24 protein-coding genes and 1 pseudogene are annotated in these 21,846 nt (G+C 69.2%); 16 read left to right on the top strand and 9 right to left on the bottom strand.

Annotated elements, in window-relative coordinates; genetic code table 11:
* Position 1: 1 nt before the first annotated feature.
* Together C8E96_RS31785 and C8E96_RS31780 are read right to left on the bottom strand one after the other, a co-directional pair.
* On the bottom strand, positions 2–529 hold the full coding sequence (locus tag C8E96_RS31785; protein ID WP_228770146.1) for a DinB family protein: 528 nt from the start codon (positions 527–529) through the stop codon (positions 2–4).
* A 181-nt stretch (positions 530–710) separates the two neighbouring features.
* Entirely contained in the window at positions 711–1,097 is a 387-nt protein-coding gene (locus C8E96_RS31780) for a DUF6463 family protein (RefSeq protein WP_091381268.1), read from the bottom strand.
* A 99-nt stretch (positions 1,098–1,196) separates the two neighbouring features.
* On the opposite strand from C8E96_RS31780, the gene C8E96_RS31775 reads away from it, so the two are divergent.
* A complete protein-coding gene (locus tag C8E96_RS31775) occupies positions 1,197–1,754 on the top strand; it encodes a TetR/AcrR family transcriptional regulator (protein ID WP_091381266.1) in 558 nt (185 codons plus the stop codon).
* Positions 1,755–1,762: 8 nt separating this feature from the next.
* Here the strand turns inward: C8E96_RS31775 and trxA are convergent, their stop codons facing one another.
* The gene (gene trxA, locus C8E96_RS31770) at positions 1,763–2,116 is read right to left on the bottom strand and encodes a thioredoxin (RefSeq protein WP_091381263.1); all 354 of its coding nucleotides are present in this window, start codon (positions 2,114–2,116) and stop codon (positions 1,763–1,765) included.
* A gap of 2 nt (positions 2,117–2,118) precedes the next feature.
* Positions 2,119–2,517, bottom strand: coding sequence for a MerR family transcriptional regulator (locus C8E96_RS31765; protein WP_091381260.1), 399 nt, complete (start codon positions 2,515–2,517; stop codon positions 2,119–2,121).
* Positions 2,518–2,687: 170 nt separating this feature from the next.
* Here C8E96_RS31765 and C8E96_RS31760 point away from each other — a divergent pair, with 170 nt between their 5' ends.
* Together C8E96_RS31760 and C8E96_RS31755 are read left to right on the top strand one after the other, a co-directional pair.
* Positions 2,688–3,011: a hypothetical protein gene (locus C8E96_RS31760; RefSeq protein ID WP_133794927.1), complete on the top strand. Its 324-nt coding sequence runs from the start codon at positions 2,688–2,690 to the stop codon at positions 3,009–3,011.
* Between the two features lie 24 nt (positions 3,012–3,035).
* Positions 3,036–3,698 (top strand): annotated as a pseudogene (locus tag C8E96_RS31755) (PP2C family protein-serine/threonine phosphatase); the annotation flags it as partial.
* A 48-nt stretch (positions 3,699–3,746) separates the two neighbouring features.
* Here the strand turns inward: C8E96_RS31755 and C8E96_RS31750 are convergent.
* Positions 3,747–4,388: a TetR/AcrR family transcriptional regulator gene (locus C8E96_RS31750; RefSeq protein ID WP_228770145.1), complete on the bottom strand. Its 642-nt coding sequence runs from the start codon at positions 4,386–4,388 to the stop codon at positions 3,747–3,749.
* A gap of 408 nt (positions 4,389–4,796) precedes the next feature.
* Here C8E96_RS31750 and C8E96_RS31745 point away from each other — a divergent pair, with 408 nt between their 5' ends.
* Entirely contained in the window at positions 4,797–5,588 is a 792-nt protein-coding gene (locus C8E96_RS31745; RefSeq protein WP_091381252.1) for a phosphotransferase family protein, read from the top strand.
* Here the strand turns inward: C8E96_RS31745 and C8E96_RS31740 are convergent.
* A complete protein-coding gene (locus C8E96_RS31740) occupies positions 5,556–6,914 on the bottom strand; it encodes a cytochrome P450 (protein ID WP_194957348.1) in 1,359 nt (452 codons plus the stop codon). The two genes, C8E96_RS31745 and C8E96_RS31740, sit on opposite strands and share 33 nt — an antisense overlap.
* A gap of 13 nt (positions 6,915–6,927) precedes the next feature.
* The gene (locus C8E96_RS31735; RefSeq protein WP_228770144.1) at positions 6,928–8,142 is read right to left on the bottom strand and encodes a TetR/AcrR family transcriptional regulator; all 1,215 of its coding nucleotides are present in this window, start codon (positions 8,140–8,142) and stop codon (positions 6,928–6,930) included.
* A gap of 124 nt (positions 8,143–8,266) precedes the next feature.
* Between C8E96_RS31735 and C8E96_RS31730 the strand changes: the two genes are divergently transcribed.
* Entirely contained in the window at positions 8,267–9,481 is a 1,215-nt protein-coding gene (locus C8E96_RS31730) for an acetyl-CoA C-acetyltransferase (RefSeq protein WP_091381249.1), read from the top strand.
* 19 nt (positions 9,482–9,500) lie between these two features.
* Positions 9,501–11,666 (top strand): 3-hydroxyacyl-CoA dehydrogenase NAD-binding domain-containing protein, encoded by a 2,166-nt coding sequence (locus tag C8E96_RS31725; RefSeq protein ID WP_091381246.1) that lies wholly within the window; start codon positions 9,501–9,503, stop codon positions 11,664–11,666.
* 50 nt (positions 11,667–11,716) lie between these two features.
* On the opposite strand, the gene C8E96_RS31720 is transcribed toward C8E96_RS31725, so the two are convergent.
* Both C8E96_RS31720 and C8E96_RS31715 read right to left on the bottom strand, forming a co-directional pair.
* Entirely contained in the window at positions 11,717–12,067 is a 351-nt protein-coding gene (locus C8E96_RS31720; RefSeq protein ID WP_091381244.1) for a hypothetical protein, read from the bottom strand.
* Between the two features lie 65 nt (positions 12,068–12,132).
* The gene (locus C8E96_RS31715; RefSeq protein WP_091381241.1) at positions 12,133–12,384 is read right to left on the bottom strand and encodes an AMED_5909 family protein; all 252 of its coding nucleotides are present in this window, start codon (positions 12,382–12,384) and stop codon (positions 12,133–12,135) included.
* A 138-nt stretch (positions 12,385–12,522) separates the two neighbouring features.
* On the opposite strand from C8E96_RS31715, the gene C8E96_RS31710 reads away from it, so the two are divergent.
* The 10 genes from C8E96_RS31710 to C8E96_RS31665 all read left to right on the top strand — a co-directional run bounded on the left by C8E96_RS31710 (position 12,523) and on the right by C8E96_RS31665 (position 21,786).
* Positions 12,523–13,662, top strand: coding sequence for a helix-turn-helix transcriptional regulator (locus C8E96_RS31710; protein WP_091381238.1), 1,140 nt, complete (start codon positions 12,523–12,525; stop codon positions 13,660–13,662).
* Positions 13,659–14,129, top strand: coding sequence for a flavoprotein (locus C8E96_RS31705; RefSeq protein WP_091381236.1), 471 nt, complete (start codon positions 13,659–13,661; stop codon positions 14,127–14,129). The genes C8E96_RS31710 and C8E96_RS31705 overlap by 4 nt, the downstream gene beginning before the upstream one ends.
* A 78-nt stretch (positions 14,130–14,207) precedes the next feature.
* On the top strand, positions 14,208–14,741 hold the full coding sequence (uraD, locus tag C8E96_RS31700; RefSeq protein WP_324187091.1) for a 2-oxo-4-hydroxy-4-carboxy-5-ureidoimidazoline decarboxylase: 534 nt from the start codon (positions 14,208–14,210) through the stop codon (positions 14,739–14,741).
* A complete protein-coding gene (uraH, locus tag C8E96_RS31695) occupies positions 14,738–15,052 on the top strand; it encodes a hydroxyisourate hydrolase (protein WP_091381232.1) in 315 nt (104 codons plus the stop codon). The genes uraD and uraH overlap by 4 nt, the downstream gene beginning before the upstream one ends.
* Complete coding sequence (gene pucL / locus C8E96_RS31690; RefSeq protein WP_091381229.1) at positions 15,052–15,912, top strand: factor-independent urate hydroxylase; 861 nt, start codon at positions 15,052–15,054, stop codon at positions 15,910–15,912. Before uraH ends, pucL begins: the two co-directional genes overlap by 1 nt.
* Before the next feature lie 13 nt (positions 15,913–15,925).
* Entirely contained in the window at positions 15,926–16,798 is an 873-nt protein-coding gene (locus tag C8E96_RS31685) for an FAD binding domain-containing protein (RefSeq protein ID WP_091381226.1), read from the top strand.
* The gene (locus C8E96_RS34330; RefSeq protein WP_091381457.1) at positions 16,795–17,268 is read left to right on the top strand and encodes a (2Fe-2S)-binding protein; all 474 of its coding nucleotides are present in this window, start codon (positions 16,795–16,797) and stop codon (positions 17,266–17,268) included. Before C8E96_RS31685 ends, C8E96_RS34330 begins: the two co-directional genes overlap by 4 nt.
* Complete coding sequence (locus tag C8E96_RS31675; protein WP_091381223.1) at positions 17,265–18,629, top strand: 8-oxoguanine deaminase; 1,365 nt, start codon at positions 17,265–17,267, stop codon at positions 18,627–18,629. Before C8E96_RS34330 ends, C8E96_RS31675 begins: the two co-directional genes overlap by 4 nt.
* Positions 18,626–20,902, top strand: coding sequence for a xanthine dehydrogenase subunit D (gene pucD, locus C8E96_RS31670; RefSeq protein WP_091381220.1), 2,277 nt, complete (start codon positions 18,626–18,628; stop codon positions 20,900–20,902). Before C8E96_RS31675 ends, pucD begins: the two co-directional genes overlap by 4 nt.
* Complete coding sequence (locus tag C8E96_RS31665) at positions 20,899–21,786, top strand: alpha/beta hydrolase (RefSeq protein ID WP_091381216.1); 888 nt, start codon at positions 20,899–20,901, stop codon at positions 21,784–21,786. The genes pucD and C8E96_RS31665 overlap by 4 nt, the downstream gene beginning before the upstream one ends.
* The last annotated feature ends 60 nt before the right edge of the window (positions 21,787–21,846 follow it).

Raw genomic sequence — 21,846 nt, 5'->3', positions numbered from 1 at the left:
TTCAGCGAACGTCGTTTGGATGCTTGATCTGCTCGCGGAGGATGTCGCCGTGGCCTGCGTGGCGGGCGAAGTCCTCCATGATGAGCAGGTAGATGAACCGCAGGTTCACCTCGCCGAGGTCGGGGTGTGTCGTGGTGTCGTCGAGGTCGAAACCGGCGGCGATCGCGCGTGAGCGCTCGCCGGCGCGCTCGAATTCGGCGATCACCTCGGCCACGGTCTCGTTGTCGCTGACGATGAAACTGGTGTCGGACGCCGTTGTGCCGCCATCGCATTCGCTCTTGGGCAGGCCTCCCAGGACGTGCTGGAACCAGATCCGTTCGGCGACCGCGGCGTGCTTGAGCAAGCCGATCGGGGTGGTCGGCGACGCGACGAGGCGGCGGCGGGCCTCTGCTTCGGACAGGCCGCGCACCGTGTTGATCAGCTCGGACCGGTTGCGATCCAGCATGGTCTCGAGCAACTGGCGTTCGGCGCCGGTGGTGGTGCGTGGTATCGACCAGGTCATTGTCGGCTCGATTCTGTTCATGGGCATGGACAGGCCTTGCGGTGTGGTTGTCGACGTCCCGATAGGGAGTCCGATGGGATCGACGTTCTGCGGCGCGGGTGATTCCTCGCGGAATGCGCGGACGTCGGCTTTGAGTCGCAAGAACTGCGCGTCGCGGTCTGCGCGCAGGCGTTGCCCGAATGCTATCCCAAGGTGGGCATGGAGTCGATCAAACACTCGCCGCCTGGCGCCGGGCTCCGACCAGCAGCAGGACGGCCGCGGGCAGGAGGAACAGCAAGGGCGAGAGCCCGGAGAGAACGGCGCCGACCACAGTCCACGCCGCGACACTCCACGCGATGAACGGCGGCGGTGTGATGCCCTGGCGACCCATCCACAGCACGATCAGGCCGATCAGGAGCAGCGGCAAGCCGAAGCTGTACACCGAATACCAGAACGCGGCGGTGGTGTGGCTCATCGCGAGCGGGTCGTTGTTGTGCTCCTCCCACAACGCCCAGCTGAACCAGCTTCCGGCGTAGTGCGGCGCCGTCTGCACCAAGGCGCCCAACGTGTGCCCCACTCCGCACAGCACGATCAGCCCGCCGGCCCACTTGATCATTTGGTGCCCCCATCACTGTGGTTATACGGTTGCGTATATCCACGAGGCTATACCCGTTATACGGCACCGTATAACGAATGAAGGTGAGGTGTGCCATACATGGGAGCGCTGCGCACCCCGCGGGAGAAGTGGGTCGAAGCCGGACTGCGGGCGCTGGCCTCGGGCGGCGTGGACGCGGTGCGCGTCGAGGTGTTGGCCAAGTCGCTCGGCGTGTCCAAGGGCGGGTTCTACGGCTACTTCGCCGACCGGGACGAACTGCTGACCGAGATGCTGGACACCTGGGAGCGGGAGAGCGTCGGCGACGTCGTCGATCGGGTCGCGCAAGTGGACGGCGACACGATGGCCAAGGTTCGGGTGGCCGGACAGCTCACCTTCTCCAGTGATCGCCTGCTTCCCATCGACCTCGCCATCCGCGACTGGGCGCGACGCGACCAGTCCGTCGCCGAACGCCTGCGCCGCGTGGACAACGGCCGCATGCAACTCCTCCGCGACGCGATCAGCACCTTCTGCCCCGACCCGGACGAGGTCGAGGCCCGCAGCCTGCTCGCCTTCTGCATGGCGATCGGCAGCCACTTCCTGGCCGCCGACCACCCCGCCCGCAGTCGCGTCCAGGTCATGACCCGCGCCAGCGAACTCCTCCTCACACCTGAGCGGTGATCCGGCGGTTACCTCGTGTCGCGCAGGGCGGCGTCCAGTTCCGCCAGGAGTTTGGCCTTCGGGCGTGCTCCCACCACCGCCCGCACCGGCTGACCGTCCACAAAGAGCATCAGGGTCGGCAGTGACATCACCTGGTATTTCCGACCGGTGAGTGGGTTCTCATCGTTATTGATCTTGACCACGGTCAGTGAATCGGCGCGTTCAATGGCGATCTGCTGGAGCACCGGGACGATCATGTGGCACGGCGGGCACCACTGGGCCCAGAAGTCGACCAGGATGGGCTTGTCGTGGCGGAGGACGCGCGCTTCGAAGGTCTCGTCGGTGACCGTCGAGAGCTCACCGGTCAGGCTTGTCGGGGACATGGCTACTCCTTGAGTTCGGTTGGTTCGGCCACCCGGCACGGGTCGGGCTGCCGGGCCCACGCGGCGGTCAGCTTGGTGACCAGACCGGCCCGGACCGCGGTGAGCCGCTCGAGGCAGGCGTCCACCTCGGCGAGTTTGCGCTGGTAGACCTCGATCGAGTCGGCGCACGAGTCCCCGGCCTCATGGCCGGCGCGCAGGCACTCGACGAACGGACGGGTGTCGTCCAGGGTGAGCCCGACCGCTTGGAGGGTCCGGATCTCGTCGACGAGACGCACGTCGTCCTCGTCGTACTCCCGATACCCGTTGGCCGTGCGCCGCGCTTCGAGCAGCCCTTGGGACTCGTAGAACCTCAGCGCCCGGGTGGTCGTCCCGGCGCGTTTGGCGAGCTCGCCGATTCTCATGCGGTCGACGGTAAACGTTGCCGCAGGCGTCAAGGCAAGCCCGTAGCATCGCGCCTCGGCCGACGAGTTGTGCGAGAGGTGGGCGGGTCAGGAAGCGGTCCCGTTGGCCGCACCGGTTCTGCTACGGCAGCGTCGAGTTCGTGGTGTGCCAGTGCCGCTTGGTGACGGGCGTGCACGTGTCGAGCTCGGAGTTCGACACACCGGACTTTCCCGACCGGGAGCTCGTTTCCCTGGAGCGGCCGACTTCCGAAGCCATGGCCGAGGCCTTCCGTGCGGCGAACTGCCCGTGGCGGGCCGACCCACGGCAGCCGCAGGGCCAAACCGCGCTGAACACCGATCCGACTGAAGGAATCCGGGCGGAATTCGCCTTCACGCCCGCCGATCCGAGTGGCGACGAGTACCTGCTCGCGGCGGCAGGAGCCTGGCTCCGGGCCGGTCACGTCTGCCCGCCCATCCCCGCCGAGTCTGTCGACGACGGGTTCGGTTTGGGGTAGCGAGCCGACTAAAGTTCGCCGCACATGACAATTACGACTGGCTGCGTCATCTGCGGCGGAACTGTGGCACCGGACGGCTATTGCTGGCACTGCGGAGCGGGCCAACCCGGTTTCCGTGCCCGCTTGGAGATCACGACGGACAGTGGTGCGGCCGGTGTCAGCGATAGAGGACTTCGGCGCGGTGTCAACGCCGACGCGGTGGCGTTGGACGTGGTCGACGGCTGGACGCTTGGGGTCGTGTGCGACGGGGTTTCGATGTCGCCGCGGGCTGAGCGGGCGGCGCGGGTGGCCGCGGAAACCGGTTTGGCCGCTCTCGCGGCGGCGCTTCGGGGTGGGGTCATACCTGAAGTCGCCTTGGTGGACGCGGCTTTGCGGGCGGGCCGCGCGGTCTCCGCGTTGGCTGAGTCGGTCCATGCCGCACCGGCTTGTACGTATGTCGCGGGCATCTGCGGGCAAGCGGGCATCTGGGTGGGCAGTGTCGGTGACAGCCGCGCCTACTGGCTGCCCGACGAGGGACCGGGGATGGTCCTCACCGAGGACGACACCGGGGCCGACGAAGTCCTGACCGCCTGGCTCGGCGCCGACGCGGACGAGCCGGTTCCGCTGATCCGCAGCTACCGCCCGCGGGGTCCGGGCCGGCTTCTGCTGTGCACCGACGGCCTGTGGCGATACCTCCCGACCGCCGAAGCCCTGCGGGCCAACCTTCGTGGCTCGGGCAGTCTGGAGAACGCGCGGTCACTCGTCGGGTACGCCCTCGACGCCGGTGGGCATGACAACGTCACCGCGCTGCTCGTGCGCGTGCCCGAAGATGCGGTCGAGGTTGTGGTCGAGCGTGGCCAAGGCGGTCGTGTCGTCGATCTGGCCGATCAGCAGGTGTGACATCAGGCCGTCGACCAGTGCCAGCAGGGTGAGCGCCTCGAAGGTCGGGTCGATGTTCTCCCGAGGAGCGCCGGCGCGAATGTGGTCGGCGATGAAGGTGCTCATGCCCCGGCCGCCTTCGCGCAGCGGTTTGGCCAGGCGGGGTTCGACGATCGCGCGGGCGAGGAACGCCGCCCACACCGGGGCCTCGGCCCGGCTCTCCGCACCCACCGGCAGCATGTCGACCAGCAGCGCCCGCAGCAGGGTGCGCGCATCCGACCCGACGTCGGCGACCGCGGTTCGGATGCGCTGTTCCACGCGTTCGCTGACGGTGTGGAAGGCGAACAGCAGCATGTCGTCCTTCGTGGTGAAGTAGTGCTGGACCATCCCCATGGACACCCCGGCCTCGACCGCGACCTGCCGCAGGCTCACCGCGTCCAGGCCCTGGCTGCCCGCCAGCCTGCACACCGCCTCGGCGATCTGCTGCCGCCGCGCTTGGTGGTCCACCTGTTTCGGCAAGGCCCGACTCCGCTCCACCTGTTTATGATGCGATCGCATCGTAACCGAGCGGCCGCTGCGAAGGCGACCATAACCAAAGCGGTGCAACGGATCGCGGCGTGTCCCGATCTTGCGCTGACCCGCTGAAGTACCCTTCGCCTGCCGCGGCGGCGTACTGGGCGCCGCCGCCAACGGAAGGACCACCATGAGCGACCTCGACGCGACCCTGCACTTCGACGGACCCCTCTTCGTCGAGGATGACGTCGAACCGGCGACCGAGACCGCACCCACGGCCCAGGACGCCGACGAGTCCGCTTCCTGAAGCGACTGAAGTAGGTGAGACCGGCTGGCCGTGCCAACGCCGCGTGGCCAGTCGGGTCTGACGGAATTCAGAAGCACGAGACGCCCCTGGCGGTCTAGGTTGTGCTCATGGCGAGTCACGACGTCCACGCTGTCCTTGCCGCGCACGGGATCGGCTGTGAGGCTGTGGTCCGGCTGGGCGAGGGCCAGGACAATGTCGCCTATGAGGTCGACGGCGAGCTGATCGTGCGCTTCGCCAAAGGGGGCACCGACGTGCTCCGGGAGGCGAAGCTGCTCGAGACGGTCGCGAGGTTCTCGCCTTTCGCGGTGCCCACGCCGGTGTTCGTGGAACCCGAGTGCATGGCCTACCGCAAACTCCCCGGCATCCCGCTGGTCGACGTCACCCCACCGCCGGGGATCGCGAAGGTGCTGAACGCCTACGTCGACACGGTGCAGGCCATTCCCGTGGACGCGGTGGCCGGGTTGGTCGACACCGACGACGATCCGGTCAGCCAGTGGCTGGCCGAAGCCCACGAGAGCTACGCGGCGGTGGAGGTTCCGCGGGAATACCGCCGCTCCATCGAGAGGTTCCTCGACGCCGAGCCGCCGACCCGAACCGAGCCCTCCGTCTTCTCGCACAACGACTTGGGCATCGAACACGTCCTCGTCGACCCCGCCACCGGCGACGTCACCGGCATCATCGACTGGACCGACGCCGCCCTCTGCGACCCCGCCTACGACCACGGCCTGATCTACCGCGACCTCGGTGTCCTCATCGACGGCCCGCTCGCCGCGCGGGCCGCCTTCTACGCCCGTTGCACCGTCCTCGAAGACCTCGCCTACGGCATCACGTCCGGGATCCAGCGCTACGCGGACGAGGCGCGGAGGTCACTGCGGCACTTGTTCGAACCGCAGAGGTAGGCCGTCGGTCGGGATCGGCAGCGCGGTGGGGTCCCAGCGGACCTCGTAGCCCTCCGGGAACGACCAGCGGAACGTCCGGAGCAGCTGGGTCAGCAGCGTCTTCACCTCGGACATGCCGAAGTGCATGCCGATGCACTTGTGCACCCCGCCGCCGAACGGGATCCACGCGTACCGGTGGACCTTGTCCTCGCGCCGGTCCTCGGCGAACCGCAGCGGGTCGAAGCGCTTCGGGTCGGGCCAGTACTCCGGCAGCAGGTGGTTGATCCACGGCGTCACCATGATCTTGGTGCCCTTCGGCACGAAGTGGCCCAGCAGTTCCGTGTCCTTGACCGTCTCCCGAACCAGCGACGGCACCGGCGCGACCAGGCGCATGGACTCCTTGATCACCAGCTCCAAGGTGTCCGACGAGTCTCCCGCGAGCACCTCCGCGCGGACCTTGTCCTGCCACTCCTGGTCTTTCCCAAGGAAATACATCACCGCCGACGTCGTGATCGTCGACGTGTCGTGCGCGGCCATCATCAGGAAGATCATGTGGTTGACGACATCGTCGTCCGAGAACACCGCGCCGTCGTCGGTCTTCGCGTGGCACAGCGCGGAGAACAGGTCGTCGTCCACGCTCGCCCGCTTCTGCGGCAGGCTCCGCCGGAAGAAGTCCTCCAACATCTTCCGCCCCTGGAGTCCGGCCTTCCACCGACCGCCCGGCACCGGATACCGCACGACCGACGTGCCCGCCCGGACCGTGTCGACGAAAGCCTTGCGCAGCCTGGACGCCTCCGAGCCGACCTCGGTGGCCATGAACACCTCGGTCGCCACATCCAGGGTCAGCTTCTTCAACGCCGGGTACACCTCGAACCCCGGCGTCACCGGCCACAGTGGAATCTCCCGGGCCGCCAACTCCGCGACTTTGCGCGTGTAGCCCGCTATCCGGTCGGCGGTGAAGGCCTCCTGCATCAGCCTGCGGTGATGGTGGTGCTCCTCGAAGTCGAGCAGCATCAGCCCGCGGTGGAAGAACGGGCCGATGAAGAACGTCCAGCCCTGCTGCGAGTACGCCTTGTCCTTGTTGGCCAGCACCACCTGCGCCGCCTCCGGGCCCGCGGCGGAGATCACCGTCGTGCCGAACGCGCGAATCCATGTGACCGGGCCGAAGCGCTCGTACCGGCGGAGTCCGAAGTCGATTCCCTGACGCAGGACGGCGATCGTGTGGCCGAGCACGGGCGGACCGCTGTCACCCAGGATCGGGCGCAGGCCCTCAGGAGCGGGTGCGTACTCGCGCACCGGCCATGGCCGATCGCTGAGCCACCGGACGAGTCTGTCTGCAACGGACACCCGAGCCTCCTGTCTACGAGCCGTGTGCCGCCTCCCGCAGGACCGCCATCGCCAACCCGGCGATCTCCGCTGTCAAAGCGGGTCGAGACTTGACCCTGCCCGTGCGCGGCAGGTCGTTCACCACCGTCAGCGCCGCGTGCACCGCGACCCTGGCCTCCGGCTCGGTCAGGGCCGGGCCCATCTCGCGCAGCAGCCGGACCCACTCGGCGACGTAGCCGCGCTGCAGCCTGCGCAGCTCCTTGGCGTCGCGCTCGGGTAGGTTGACCAGCTCGCTGGTGTACACCGCGATCAGGTCGTCGGAGCGCTGCACAGTGTCGGCGTAAGACCTGGTCAGCCGGTGCAGCGCGTCGGCGGGGTCGGCCGCCTCGGCGAGCGCGGTGTCGAGGCCCAGCTGCAGCCGGTCGGCCATCCGGCGGCTCGCGGCCAGCAGGATGTCGGACTTCGCCGCGAAGTGCCGGTAGATGCTGGGACCCGCGATGCCGGTGACCGCGCCGATGTCCTCCATGCTCACCGCGTGGTAGCCGTGGTCGCGGAACAGCCTGGTCGCGGCCGTGAGGAGCTCTTCACGCCGGGAGACGGGCATCTGCGTGCGGGCCCGCCACGCGGCCTGGGGGGCGTCCTGAGTGGCCGGGACCACATCGCTGAGCACGACGGCCTCGGCCAGCCGGGCCAGCAGCAGCTCGAACGGCTCGCGGGCGTAGTTGACGTGGTGGTCGCCCACGCTGCCGTACACGCTCATCGCGGCGAAACTGAGCAGGTGGGCATCCGCGGCACTGAGCTCGGGACGCAGCCCGCGCAGGCCCGCGATGGCCTGGGCGAGCAGGGTGCCGACTCGCCGCTGGATCTCCTTCTGGTCGCCATCGTGGAGGTGGCGGCCCTGCCAGCGCCACAGTGCGGTCAGCTCGCGCTGCTCGATGGAGACCGCGGCGGCGGTGTGCAGCAGCGGGCCGACGCAGCGGTGCGGATCGCCCTCGGCGGCGGCGGTGACCTCGGTGAGCCGCTCGGTCAGCACGTCGACGCCGGTCAACAGCACGTGGCCGAGGACGGCCTGCTTGTTGGGGAAGTGCCGGTAGACGGCCGGGCCGGTGATGCCCGCGGCGGCGGCGATGTCGTTCACGCCGACCGCGTGATAGCCGCGCTTGCCGAACAGGTCGGCGGCCGCCTCGGCCAGCTGGGCCTTGCGGTTGCGTGGTCTGCGTACCGGCACCCGGCCGACCTCGGCTGTCACCTATCCCCCTCAGTGAGACTCGACTAACCACGGTAGAGCAGCGCCGAGAGGTTGACAACCTGCGAAACAACGGCACTATGTTAATGGGCATTAGCTCAAAACTTGAGGAGAGGATCGGACGAGCGTGAGTACCGAAGCCTTCATCTACGAGGCGATCCGCACGCCGCGCGGCCGCGGCAAGAAGACCGGATCGCTGCACGGGGTCAAGCCCATCTCGCTCGTCGTCGGTCTCATCGACGAGCTCACCGCGCGCCACCCTGACCTCGACCCGGCGACCATCGACGACATCGTGCTCGGCGTGGTGTCCCCGGTCGGCGACCAGGGCTCGGTCATCGCGCGCACCGCCGCGGTCGCCGCGGGCCTGCCGGACACCGTCGCGGGCGTGCAGCTCGACCGGTTCTGCGCCTCCGGCCTCGAAGCGGTCAACACCGCGGCCGAGAAGGTCCGCTCCGGCTGGAACCAGCTCATGATCGCCGGCGGCGTCGAGTCGATGTCGCGCGTGCCGATGGGCTCCGACGGCGGCGCCTGGTTCAACGACCCGGAGACGAACTACGACTCGTACTTCGTCCCGCAGGGCATCAGTGCCGACCTCATCGCCACCATCGAGGGCTTCAGCCGCGACGACGTCGACTCCTACGCCGTCGAGTCGCAGAAGCGCGCGGCGGCGGCGTGGTCGGCGGGCTACTTCGCCAAGTCCGTGGTCCCGGTGAAGGACCGCAACGGCGTGACGATCCTCGACCACGACGAGCACATGCGCCCCGAGTCCACTGTGGAGGGTCTGGGCAAGCTCGGGCCGTCGTTCGCGGGCATCGGCGACATGGGCGGCTTCGACGCGGTGGCGCTGCAGAAGTACCACTGGGTCGAGAAGATCAACCACGTGCACACCGCCGCGAACTCCTCGGGCATCGTCGACGGCGCCGCGCTGGTGCTCATCGGCAACGAGGAAGCCGGTCGGGCCGCGGGCCTGACCCCGCGCGCGCGCGTCGTCTCCGCCGCGGTGACCGGCGCCGAGCCGACCATCATGCTGACCGGCCCGACCCCGGCCGCGCAGAAGGCGTTGGCACTGGCGGGTTTGACGCCCGACGACATCGACCTGTGGGAACTCAACGAGGCCTTCGCCGCGGTGGTCCTCAAGTTCATGAAGGACCTGAAGATCCCGCACGAGAAGATCAACGTCAACGGCGGCTCGATCGCCATGGGCCACCCGCTCGGCGCGACCGGCGCGATGATCACCGGCACCATGGTCGACGAGCTGGAGCGGCGCGGCGCCCGGCGCGCCCTCATCACCCTGTGCATCGGCGGCGGCATGGGCGTCGCGACCATCATCGAGCGCGTCTGATCCCGGAGAGAACACACAGATGACTGAGAACATGTTCAAGTGGGAGTCCGACGCCGACGGCATCGTGACCCTGACGATGGACGACCCGGGCCAGTCGGCCAACACGATGAACGACACCTTCCGGGTGGCGCTCACCGAGACCGTCGACCGCCTGGTGTCCGAAAAGGACTCCATCACCGGTGTCGTGCTCACCTCGGCGAAGAAGACCTTCTTCGCGGGCGGCGACCTGCGGATGCTCATCACGGCCGGTCCGGATGACGCGCAGGCCATCACCGAGCGCTGCGACGGCATGAAGGCCGACTTCCGTCGGCTGGAGACCCTCGGCAAGCCGGTCGTGGCCGCCATCAACGGCGCCGCGCTCGGCGGTGGCCTGGAACTCGCGCTGGCCACGCACTACCGGGTCGCGCTCGACGTCAAGGGCAGCGAGATCGGCCTGCCCGAGGTCGGGCTGGGCCTGCTGCCCGGTGGCGGCGGCTGTGTCCGCGTGCCGCGGCTGATCGGCATCCAGAGCGCGCTGCTCAATGTGCTGCTGCAGGGTCAGCGGCACAAGCCCGCCAAGGCCAAGGAACTGGGCTTGGTCAACGAGACCGTGTCCACCCCGGAGGAGCTGATCGCGTCCGCGAAGGCGTGGATCAAGGCCAACCCCGCCGCGCAGCAGCCGTGGGACGGCAAGGGCTTCAAGATCCCCGGTGGCGCCCCGTCGCACCCGGCGTTCGCGGCGAACCTGCCCGCGTTCCCGGCGAACCTGCGCAAGCAGCTCAAGGGTGCGCCGATGCCCGCCCCGCGCAACATCCTCGCGACGGTGATCGAGGGTTGCCAGGTCGACATCGACACCGCGCAGAAGATCGAGACGCAGTACTTTGTGGACCTTGTCGTCGGCCAGGTCGCGAAGAACATGACCAAGGCGTTCTTCTTCGACCTGCAGGCCATCAACAAGGGCAACAGCCGTCCCGACGGCCAGCCGCAGTACACGGCTCGCCGGGTCGCGGTGCTGGGCGCCGGGATGATGGGCGCGGGTATCGCGTACTCCAGTGCCCGCGCGGGGATCGAGGTCGTGCTCAAGGACGTTTCCCTTGAGTCGGCGCAGAAGGGCAAGGCGTACTCGGAGAAGATCCTCGCCAAGGCCGTGTCCCGGGGCAAGCTCACCCAGGAGAAGGCCGACGAGGTCCTGGCCCGCATCACGCCCACGGCCGACCCGGCCGACGTGGCCGGTGTGGACCTGGTCGTGGAGGCCGTCTTCGAGTCCCCGGACCTGAAGAAGAAGGTCTTCGGCGAGATCGAGGACCTGGTCGCGCCCGACGCGCTGCTGGGCTCCAACACCTCGACGCTGCCGATCACCGACCTGGCGACGGGGGTGAAGCGGCAGGAGGACTTCATCGGCCTGCACTTCTTCTCCCCGGTCGACAAGATGCCGCTGGTGGAGATCGTCGTCGGCGAGAAGACCAGCGATGTCGCGCTGGCCAAGGCTTTCGACTACACGCTGCAGATCAAGAAGACCCCGATCGTCGTCAACGACAGCCGCGGCTTCTTCACCAGCCGCGTGATCGGCACCTTCATCAACGAGGCCGTCGCGATGGTCGGCGAGGGCGTCGCGCCGTCGTCGATCGAGCAGGCGGGCCTGCAGGCGGGCTACCCGGCCGCGCCGCTGCAGCTGCTCGACGAGCTCACGTTCACCTTGCCGCGCAAGATCCGGCAGGAGACCCGCGCGGCCATCGAGGCCGCGGGCGGCACGTGGGACGTCCACCCGTCGGAGGGCGTGCTGGACCGCCTGATCGACGAGTTCGACCGCAAGGGCCGCTCCTCGGGCGCGGGCTTCTACGAGTACGACGACGAGGGCAAGCGCACCGGCCTGTGGCCGGGCCTCGCCGACGCCTTCGCGGCGGGCACCGTGGAGGTCCCGTTCAAGGACATGCAGGAGCGCATGCTCTTCGCGGAAGGCCTTGAGACCGTCAAGTGCTTCGACGAGGAAGTTCTGCGGACCGTGCCGGACGCCAACATCGGGTCCATCTTCGGCATCGGGTTCCCGCCCTGGACCGGTGGTGTCATCCAGTACATCAACGGTTACCCGGGCGGCATCCCTGGCTTCGTTGCCCGCTCGCGTGAGCTGGCCGAGCGTTACGGGGACCGGTTCCTCCCGCCTGCTTCGCTGGTGGAGAAGGCTGAGAAGGGCGAGATCTTCGAGTAAGTCGCTGGTGATGAGGGCTGCCCACCGCTTCGGCGGTGGGCAGCCCTTTCCTATCGGAACTCGTGGATGAGTTCGATGGGACCGACGATGTGGTCGTTGAACTCGTCGAGCTCCTCGGCGGGAACCCAGAGTTCGAGAATGGTTCGGCCGCCTGCCTGCTGAACGGGATACCTGGTCAGGAACTCGGTGTCGACCTCGAACCTGGTCACGTAGCCGGCGCCGTGGTGGGGGACATTCCACTCCTTTGCGATCTTGATCGCGTAGTCCTCGTTGAGGACTGGGTAGAAGATCGGCTGCTCGGGGAGCCGGGGCGGCCACCGCCGCCAGTCCGCCTGGCGGAGCAGGTCGAGCTCCTCCGGGCCCGTGGGGCGCCACAGGGTGGTCGTTCGGTCCTGGCTCATGGTTCGGCTCTCCGGTCGGCGGCGTTCGCGGTGGATTGTCGGCGGAGGACACCGCCGAAGTCGCCTCATTTTGCTTCGACGGCCCGCGCCTCCCTCATCGCGCGCCCGATCTCCGCCGCCTTCTCGCGCTCCGAACTCGCCCAAGCCATCGCCTCATGATGGTGGTGGCGGTCGATGTCGGCGATCTCGGTGTAGAGCCGGGCGGCTTTCTCGCGGAACGCTTTCCAGTCGGCGGGCGGCGCGGTGTAGGCGGGCCGGAAGCTCATCACCAGCTCGTGGGTCTGCGAAAGCGTCTTCGGCGACGTCGGACGTGGCATGACTTGACTCAACCGCCGGCGATCACTGTGAACCACAGCATCTCGGGTGCAGCGAGTGGCGCAGAAATGGCGCAAAGCCGCGTTGAGCAGCGACTCTGAGCTACCGTGGTCGCACTGCGGGTTGTCGGGAGGAGTGGAATGCCCAAGCGCGTGCGGCTTGCCCGTGCACGGAAGGCGGCCGGGCTCAGTCAGGAGGCGCTGGCTCAACGATTGGGCGTGGAACGGTCCACTGTTGTGCGCTGGGAGACGACCACGATTGAACCTCAGCCGTGGATACGACCCCATCTCGCGACCGCGTTAGGTGTCACGGCCGAGGAACTCGCCGGGATGCTCACGCTCTTCGTCGAACCGACAAACCACGAACCGGAGAAGGACAGTCGCCCCCTCCTCGATGGCCTTCGTCGGGCGATGTTCGGTGGCGCCGACATGGACTCCATTCGGGATCTGCCCTCCGTCGACGAGGTTCACCGCCTGTACCAGCAGGCTGATTACGAAACCACCGCAAGGGTTCTTCCCTCGTTGATCACCACGCCCCAGCCGCCGAACTCCTCTGCCGCCACCTATGTCGTCGCTGCGAAGCTGGCCACGAAGATCGGCGATTCTGCGCTTGCCTGCGTGGCCGCGGACCGGGCGCTGCGGTCCGCGATGGATAGTGAGCGACCCGCGCTGGTGGGCGTGGCCCAGTACCAAGTCGGCTGCGCCTTGCTCAAGGCCGGTCACCGGGCCGCCGCCGAGGAATGCGCAGCTGTGGCACTGGAGCCGTTGACGGACAACAAGGACCGCGCAGCGTTGTCGGCGCGTGGTGCGTTGACCCTGTTGCTCGCCGTCTTGGCGGCGAGAGAAGGGGACTCCGCCGCCGCTGGTCGTCGGCTCGTCGAGGCGCGGGTGCTTGCGGAGCGCCTTGGCGTGGACGCGAACCATGGCTGGACGGCGTTCGGGCCGACGAATGTGGCGATCCACCAGCTTTCGGTCGCGACCGCGCTCGGCGACGCTGCCGAGGCGCGGCGGCTCGGGGAGCGAATCGACACCGACCGGCTGCCCGCTGTCCTTCGTGGCCGCCGGTCGCAGGTGCACATTGATCTCGCGCAGGCCGCCGCCGACCACGGCAGCGATGCGGTTGCCGTGCTGCATCTGCTGGAGGCGGAACGAGTCGCGCGTCAGTCGGTGTCGCGCAACGCCGCCGCCCGCGGCGTCCTGGTCACGTTGCTTGGCCGCGAACGGCAGGGAGCAACGCCCGGTCTGCGCGCGCTCGCCCGTCGCGCGGAGGTGGTGCGGTGAGCGTCGTCTACCTCGTCGTTTCCGCCGCGCCGCCCGCACTCCAAGTCGGCACGCTCATCGATTCCTTGCGAGACAACGGATGGAGCGTCTGCCTCGCGGCCACGCCGACCGCCGCGAGTTGGCTCGACCTCGACGAACTCTCCCGTCAGACCGGACACCCGGTACGACACGACCTTCGGTCTGTCGAGTGGCCGCACGCCGACGTGATCGTCGCGGCGCCTGCCACGTTCAACACGATCAACAAGTGGGCGGCGGGCATCAGTGACTCGTTCGCGCTCGGCATTCTCAACGAGTCGATCGGGCTGAAAGTCCGGACCATCGCCTGCCCTTACGTGAAGGCGACCCTTGCGGCGCACCCGGCGTTCGATCGGAGCCTGGGAGCACTGGCCGGCTGGGGAGTCGAGGTCCTCCCGAACGAGTGCGTCCGGGCAGGCTGGACCCCCGTGCTGGACACTCTCGCCCGTTAGCAAATGCAATTCTCGGGGTGATCAAATCCTGAGTTTGATCTCAACTGGACCGGAATCGGACAAAATTCCCCTCTGTCGGTGGCCGCGTGTGCCGTGGCGGTGTCTACTGGCAGGGTGCCCGGCGACTCGTTCCTGTGGAGATTCAATGACGCCGACCCGGCGGGTGCCCTCGATGACCTGCTGGCGTGTTGCTCGTCGCGGCGTTGGGCTGGGGAAATGGTGGTGGGGCGGCCCTACGGGGACGTGAATCAGCTCATCGCGCGGTCCGATCGGGTGTTCGCCGCCCTCCAGTGGGAAGACCTGCGGGAGGCCCTTGACGCCCATCCGCGCATCGGGGAGCGCGCCGTCGGTGACAGTCGTGAGGCGGGGTGGTCGCGGGGTGAGCAGGCCGCCGCGGGCGGGGGCGGTGACGAGCTCAAACAGGCGAATGTGGACTACGAGGACCGCTTCGGCCACGTCTTCCTCATCTGCGCCACCGGGCTGACCGCGGACGCCATCCTCGCCGAAGCTCACCGTCGGCTGCGTAACGACGTCGCCGCCGAGCGCGAAGAGGTTCGGGAAGAGCTGTGCAAGATCGCCGCGTTGCGGCTGGTGAAGCTGGCTGAGGCATGACCACTTTGTCCACCCACGTCCTCGACACCGCCCGAGGCAAGCCCGCGGTGGGCATCCCCGTGCGCCACGACGAGCGCCGGGACGGCGACTGGCGGGAAGTCGCGAAAGGCGAGACCGACGGGGACGGCCGGATCTCGGGCTGGACAGCGCATCCGGGTGAACACCGGCTGGTTTTCGACACCGGCGAGTACCTTGGTCCGGCCGCGTTCTACCCGGAGGTGGTGGTGGCGTTCACGGTCCGCGACGACCGACACCACCACGTGCCCCTGCTGATCAGCGGTTACGGCTACTCGACCTACCGGGGGAGCTGATGGGCGGTTTCGAGCTCGGCGACAACCAGTACGGCAAGGCCGAGACGCGCCTGGTCCGGGTCGACCGCGACGGCGACACCCACGCGATCACCGACCTCAACGTCACCACCACCCTCGCCGGTGACCTCGCCGCGACCCATCTGACCGGCGACAACAGCGGCGTCCTGCCCACCGACACCCAGAAGAACACCGTGTACGCCTTCGCCCGCGACGGTGTCGGCGAGATCGAGGACTTCGCCCTGCGCCTGGTGCGGCACTTCGTGACCACGACGGCCGAGATCAAGCAAGCCCGCGTGCGGATCGAGCAGTACACCTGGGACCGCATCGCCGCGACCGGCCACTCCTTCGCCCGCGGCGCGGGGACGCGGACCACGACCGCCACCTGTGACGGCGAGTCCGCCTGGGTGGTGTCCGGGGTGGCGGACCTGGTGGTGCTCAACACGACCGGCTCGGAGTTCCACGGCTTCCCTCGCGACCGCTACACCACTCTCCCCGAGACCCACGACCGCATCCTGGCCACCGCCGTCACCGCGAACTGGCGGCACGCCTCGACCGGACGGGACTGGGCGCAAGCCTTTGCGGGAGCGCGGGACCGGCTGCTGACCGCCTTCGCCGACACCCACAGCCGCTCGCTGCAGCAGACGCTGCACGCGATGGGCGAGCGGGTCCTCGAAGGCGACGACGACCTCGTCGAGGTTCGCCTGGCGCTGCCGAACAAACACCACTTCCTCGTCGACCTCGCACCGTTCGGACTGGACAACCCGGGAGAGGTGTTCCACGCCGCCGACCGTCCCTATGGCCTGATCGAAGGCACCGTCCGTCGTTCCGACGCGCCCGATGCGGGCCTGGCTTGGTGGTAGGGGATATTCCACAATGGACTTCTTGCGACCGACGACCCTCGCCGAGGCACTCGAGGCCAAGGCGGCGACCCCGGAAGCGGTGCCGATCGCGGGTGGCACCGATGTGATGGTGGAGCTCAACTTCGACCTCCGCAGGCCGGACGCGCTGCTCGACCTCGGCGGTGTGACCGAGTTGGCCGAGTGGGACCTCGACGACGACATGGTCCGGCTCGGCGCGGGCGTGCCGTACAACCGGATCATCACCGAGTTGGGCGCCAAGCTGCCCGGCCTGGCGATGGCGTCGCGGACCGTCGGGTCGCCGCAGATCCGCAACCGGGGCACGGTCGGCGGCAACCTCGGCGCGGCGTCCCCCGCCGGTGACGCGCACCCGCCACTGCTGGCCTGCGCGGCCGAGATCGAGGTCGCGTCGACCCGCGGCACCAGGAGGATTCCGACGAGTCAGTTCTTCGTCGGTCCGAAGAAGTCGGTGCTCGAACCGGACGAACTCATTGTGGCGACCCGCATTCCGGTCGCCTCGGGTCCCCAGCAGTTCGCGAAGGTCGGCACCCGCAACGCCATGGTGATCGCCGTCTGCTCGTTCGGCCTCGCGCTGAACGCGGGCAAGCGTTCCGTCGGCACCGGTATCGGCTCGGCGGGGCCGACACCGCTGCGGGCGCCGGAGGCGGAGGCGTTCGCCGAGACCGAGATCGACGGACTGTGGGACACGCGGGAACCGTTGCCCGACAGCATGATGCGCCGCTTCGGTGAGCTGGTGGGCGAAGCGGCCAACCCGATCGACGATGTGCGGGGCACCGCGGCGTACCGGCGGCACGCGCTGAGCGTGCTGGCCCGGCGGACGCTGGCGTGGGCCTGGGCGGACTACCGGACTGGGAGCTGGTCTACATGAGGGTGACGGTGCGGGTCAACGGCGAGCAGAAGGTCGCCGAGGACGTCTGGGAGGGCGAGAGCCTGCTCTACGTGCTGCGCGAGCGGATGGGCCTGCCCGGCTCCAAGAACGCCTGCGAGCAAGGGGAATGCGGCTCCTGCACGGTGTTCCTCGACGAGGTCGCGGTCTGCGCGTGCCTGGTCGCCGCGGGCCAGGTCGAGGGCCGCGAGGTGCGCACGGTCGAGGGGCTCGCCGACGGCGACCAGCTCGATCCCGTGCAGGAGGCGTTCGTCGAGACCGGTGCCGTGCAGTGCGGGTTCTGCACCCCTGGTCTGATCGTCGCCACGCACGACCTGGTTCGCCGGGTTCCGAAGCCGACCGACGCCGAGATCCGCGAGTCCCTGGCCGGAAACCTGTGCCGCTGCACCGGATACGAGAAGATCCTCGACGCGGTGCGCCTCGCGGCGTCCCGGATGGAGGGCGCCTCGTGAGAACGGTCATCGAGGGCGCCGCGGTGGCCACCGTGGACGCCGCGGGAACCGAGTACACCGATGGGCACGTGGTGGTCAACGGCGGGCTGATCGAGTCCGTCGGTCCCGGCCCGGCCCCGGACGACCTGCCCGCCGACCGCCGGGTCGACGGCCGCGGCTGCCTGGCGACCCCCGGTTTCGTCAACACCCACCACCACCTCTACCAGTGGGCCACCCGCGGCCTCGCCCAGCAGTCGGACCTGTTCGACTGGCTCGTGCGCCTCTATCCCGTATGGGCGGGCATCGACGAGGAGACGACTCGAGCCGCCGCCACCGCAGGCCTGGTTCGCTTGGCGCGCACGGGATGCACGACCGCGGCCGACCACCACTACGTCTTCCCGCGCGACGCGGGCGACCTGCTCGGCGCGACCGTCCACGCCGCCGCCGAGGTCGGCATCCGCCTGCACGCCGTGCGCGGGTCGATGGACCGCGGCACGTCGACCGGCGGCCTGCCACCGGACTCCCTCGTCGAGGACACCGCCGACGCGCTGGAGGGCACCGGCGAGGCGATCTCGCGGTGGCACGACCCGTCGCCCGCCTCGTTCGTCCGTGTCGCCGTCGGACCGTGCTCGCCGTTCTCGGTCAGCGCGGACCTGATGACCGGCGCCGCCGAACTCGCCCGGGCCGCGGGCGTCCGGATGCACACCCACCTCGCCGAGACCCTCGAAGAGGAGAAGCAGTGCCTCTCCGAGTTCGGCTGCACCCCCGTGCAGTACGCCGAACGCCTTGGGTGGACCGGGTCGGACGTGTGGCTCGCGCACGGGGTGCACCTCTCAGACGGCGCCATCCGCACCCTGGGCGAGAGCCGGACCGGCATCGCGCACTGCCCGTCGTCGAACGCCCGGCTGGGCGCTGGAATCGCCCGGGTGGCGGACATGCTGGCCGCCGGTGTCCCGGTCGGACTCGGCGCGGACGGCGCCGCGTCCAATGAGGACGGTGGACTAGGTGGGGAACTCCGGCAGGCCATGTACCTGGCCCGACTGCGTGACGGCGCCGCCTCCTTCGACGCCCGCCGCGCGCTGTGGCTGGCCACCATGGGCGGCGCTGCCTGCCTTGGCAGACAACGAGAACTCGGCTCGCTGGAACCCGGAAAGCTCGCCGACGTCGCCCTCTGGCGGCTGACCGGCGTGGAACACGCGGGCATCGCCGACCCGGTGGCGGCCCTGGTGTTCGGCTCACTGCCGCCGCTGGCGCTGCTGCTGGCAGGCGGCAACGCGGTGATCGAGGACGACGAGTCCTGCCTGGTCACCGAGGCCGACGTGGCCCGCGACCTGAAAACGACGAGCGTCAAGCTCGCCCGCAAGGCGGGGATGCTGCGATGACCCGATCCTCCGAACGCACCCGCACTGAAGGCGGCGTGGGCCAGAGCCCGGTCCGACCGGACGGCGCACTCAAGGTGAAGGGCGAGTTCGCCTACTCCTCGGACCTGTGGGCCGACGAGATGCTGTGGGGCGCGACCCTGCGCAGCCCGCACCCGTTCGCCCGGATCAAGCTCATCGGCGTCGGCGGCGCGCTGCGGATCCCCGGGGTGCACGCGGTGCTGACCCAGGCCGACGTGCCCGGCCGCAACCGGTACGGCCTCGAACACGCCGACCAGCCGATCCTGGCCGAGGACATCGTGCGCTACCAAGGGGAACCGGTTGCCATCGTGGCCGCCGACCACCCCGAGACGGCGCGGCGGGCGGTCGCCGCGATCGAGGTCGAGTACCAGGTGTTCGACCCGGTGACCGACATGGACCACGCCCTGCGGCCGGACGCGACGGTGCTGCACCCGGACAACGAGACCGGCAACTGCGTGCGGCACGTCCGCGTCCGCACCGGCGACCCCGAGCCGACGGCGCCGGTCGTCGTCACCGGTGAGTACAGCGTCGGCATGCAGGACCAGGCTTTCCTCGGCCCCGAGTCCGGTCTGGCGGTCCCGGCCGAGGACGGCGGGATCGACCTCTACGTCGCCACCCAGTGGCTGCACGTCGACCAGAAGCAGGTCGCCGAGGCGCTGCGGCTGCCCCAGGACAAGGTGCGGCTCACCCTCGCGGGCGTCGGCGGCGCGTTCGGGGCCCGGGAGGACCTGTCGATGCAGGTGCACGCCTGCATGCTGGCGATGCACACCGGGAAGCCGGTCAAGATGGTCTACGGGCGAGAGGAGTCGTTCTTCGGCCACGTGCACCGGCACCCGGCGCGGCTGCGCTACGAGCACGGCGCCACCGAGGCGGGCGACCTCGTCTATGTGCGGGCCCGGATCGTCCTCGACGGCGGCGCGTACGCGTCGAGCACCACGGCTGTCGTGGCGAACGCGGCGACGCTGGGCGTCGGGCCCTACGAGGTCGAGTCCGTCCACGTGGACGCCTATGGCGTCTACACGAACAACCCGCCTTGCGGTGCGATGCGCGGATTCGGCGCGGTACAGGCCTGTTTCGCCTATGAGTCCCAAATGGACCTGTTGGCGGAGAAGCTCGGCATGGACCCGGTGGAGCTGCGCCTGCGCAACGCGGTCCGCGAGGGCTCGCGGATGCCGACCGGGCAGGTGATCGACTCCGCGGCCCCGGTCGAGCAGCTGCTGAAGCTGGTGCGGGACAAGCCGATGCCGCCGCCCGCCGCCGACGACCTGCGCGAGATGCCCGGTGGGGTGTCGAACACGACGCACGGCGAAGGCGTCGTGCGCGGTGTCGGCTACGGGGTCGGGATCAAGAATGTCGGCTTCTCCGAAGGGTTCGACGACTACTCCACCGCGCGGGTCCGGCTGGAGGTCGTCGCGGGCGAGGCTGTCGTCTCCGTGCACACCGCCGCCGCCGAGGTCGGCCAGGGGCTGGTGACCCTGCAGGCGCAGATCGCCCGGACCGAGCTTGGGGTGACCCAGGTGACCGTCCTGCCCGCCGACACGAATGTCGGCAGCGCGGGCTCCAGTTCCGCCTCGCGACAGAGCTACGTCACCGGCGGCGCCGTGCGGGCGGCGTGCGAGAAGGTCCGCGGGGAAGTACTGGAACTGGCCGAAAGCCCCGGCGCCCGGCTGGAGGGCGGCAAGGTCGTCACCGACGACGCCATCGTCGCCGACCTGGTCGAACTGCTTGGGGACAAGGTCATCGAGCACACGGTCGAGTGGCGGCACCGGCCCACCGAGCCGCTCGATTCGCACGGGCAGGGCAACGCGCACGTGCAGTACGCCTTCGCCGCGCACCGGGCGGTCGTCGACGTCGACGTCGAACTGGGCCTGGTCCGGGTCGTCGAACTCGCCTGCGCGCAGGACGTCGGCAAGGCGATGAACCCGCAGGCCGTGGAAGGGCAGATCCAAGGCGGCTCCGCGCAGGGGCTCGGGCTGGCGGTGATGGAGGAGATCCAGGTCGTCGACGGCAAGGTCCGCAACCCGTCGTTCACCGACTACCTGATCCCGACCATCCTCGACATGCCGCCGATGCCGCTCGACGTGCTCGAACTGGCCGACCCGCACGCGCCCTACGGTTTGCGCGGCGTCGGCGAGCCGCCGACCATCTCCTCGACGCCCGCGATCGTCGCCGCCATCCGCGCGGCGACGGGGAAAGCGCTCACCCGGGTGCCGGTGCGGCCCGAACACATCACCGAGACCGAGGAAACGACATGAGTGTCACCGAACGGCTGGAGTTCTGGTCCGACGGCGTGATCATCGTCGGCGAGCTGCGGATTCCCGACGCCGAGGGCCCGCACGCGGCGGTGGCGCTGAGCGGGCCGTTCACCGGGGTCAAGGAGCAGGTCGTCGGCCACTACGCGGAGCGGCTCACCGAGGCCGGTTTCGCCACGCTCGCCTTCGACCACCGCGGCTTCGGGGAGAGCGGCGGCAGGCACGGACATGAGGACACCCAAGGGAAGCTGGCCGACCTGCGGGCCGCGGTGAGCCTGCTCGCGGCCCGGCCGGAGATCGACGCGCACCGCATCGGGCTGGTCGGGATCTGCCTGGGCGGCGGCTACGTCATGCGGGCCGCGGCGAGCGACCCCCGGGTCAAGGCGGTAGCCGGGATCGCGGGCGCCTACAACAGCCCCGCGTTCTTCGCCGAGCGGATGGGGATCGACGCCTACCGGGCCGCGCTGGGCGTGTTCCTCGCGGGCTACGACGACCTCATCCCGGCCGTCGCGCCCGACGACGGGGAGGCGGCGATGGCGGGGGAGGAGCCGTACTCCTACTACGGCACCGAACGCGGCGCGGCCGAGCACTGGACGAACGAGGTCACCCGAGGGTCGCTGCACACCCTGATGACGTTCGACGCCCTGAACTCCGCCGAACTGCTCGCCGCGACACCGCTGCTGGTCGTGCACGGCAAGGTCGACGACTACTGCGCACCCGAACTCGCCGAACGGCTCTACGAGCGGGTCACGGGGGTCAAGCGCGCGGTGTGGCTCGACTGCGAGCGGCACGTGGACCTCTACGACGTCGAGCCGCACGTCAAGAAGGCCGTCGAGGAGACCGCGTTGTTCCTGCGGGAGAACCTGCCGGATCATCACGCTAGGTGAAGATCAAGTTATCAAGGATGACCCGATCGGACGACACGGGTTGTCGTTAGTCTGGCCTGA

Source organism: Actinokineospora alba (assembly GCF_004362515.1).
GTDB lineage: Bacteria > Actinomycetota > Actinomycetes > Mycobacteriales > Pseudonocardiaceae > Actinokineospora > Actinokineospora alba.
Note: the sequence above shows the minus strand (reverse complement) of the source record. Positions and strands in the feature narration are given on the sequence as shown.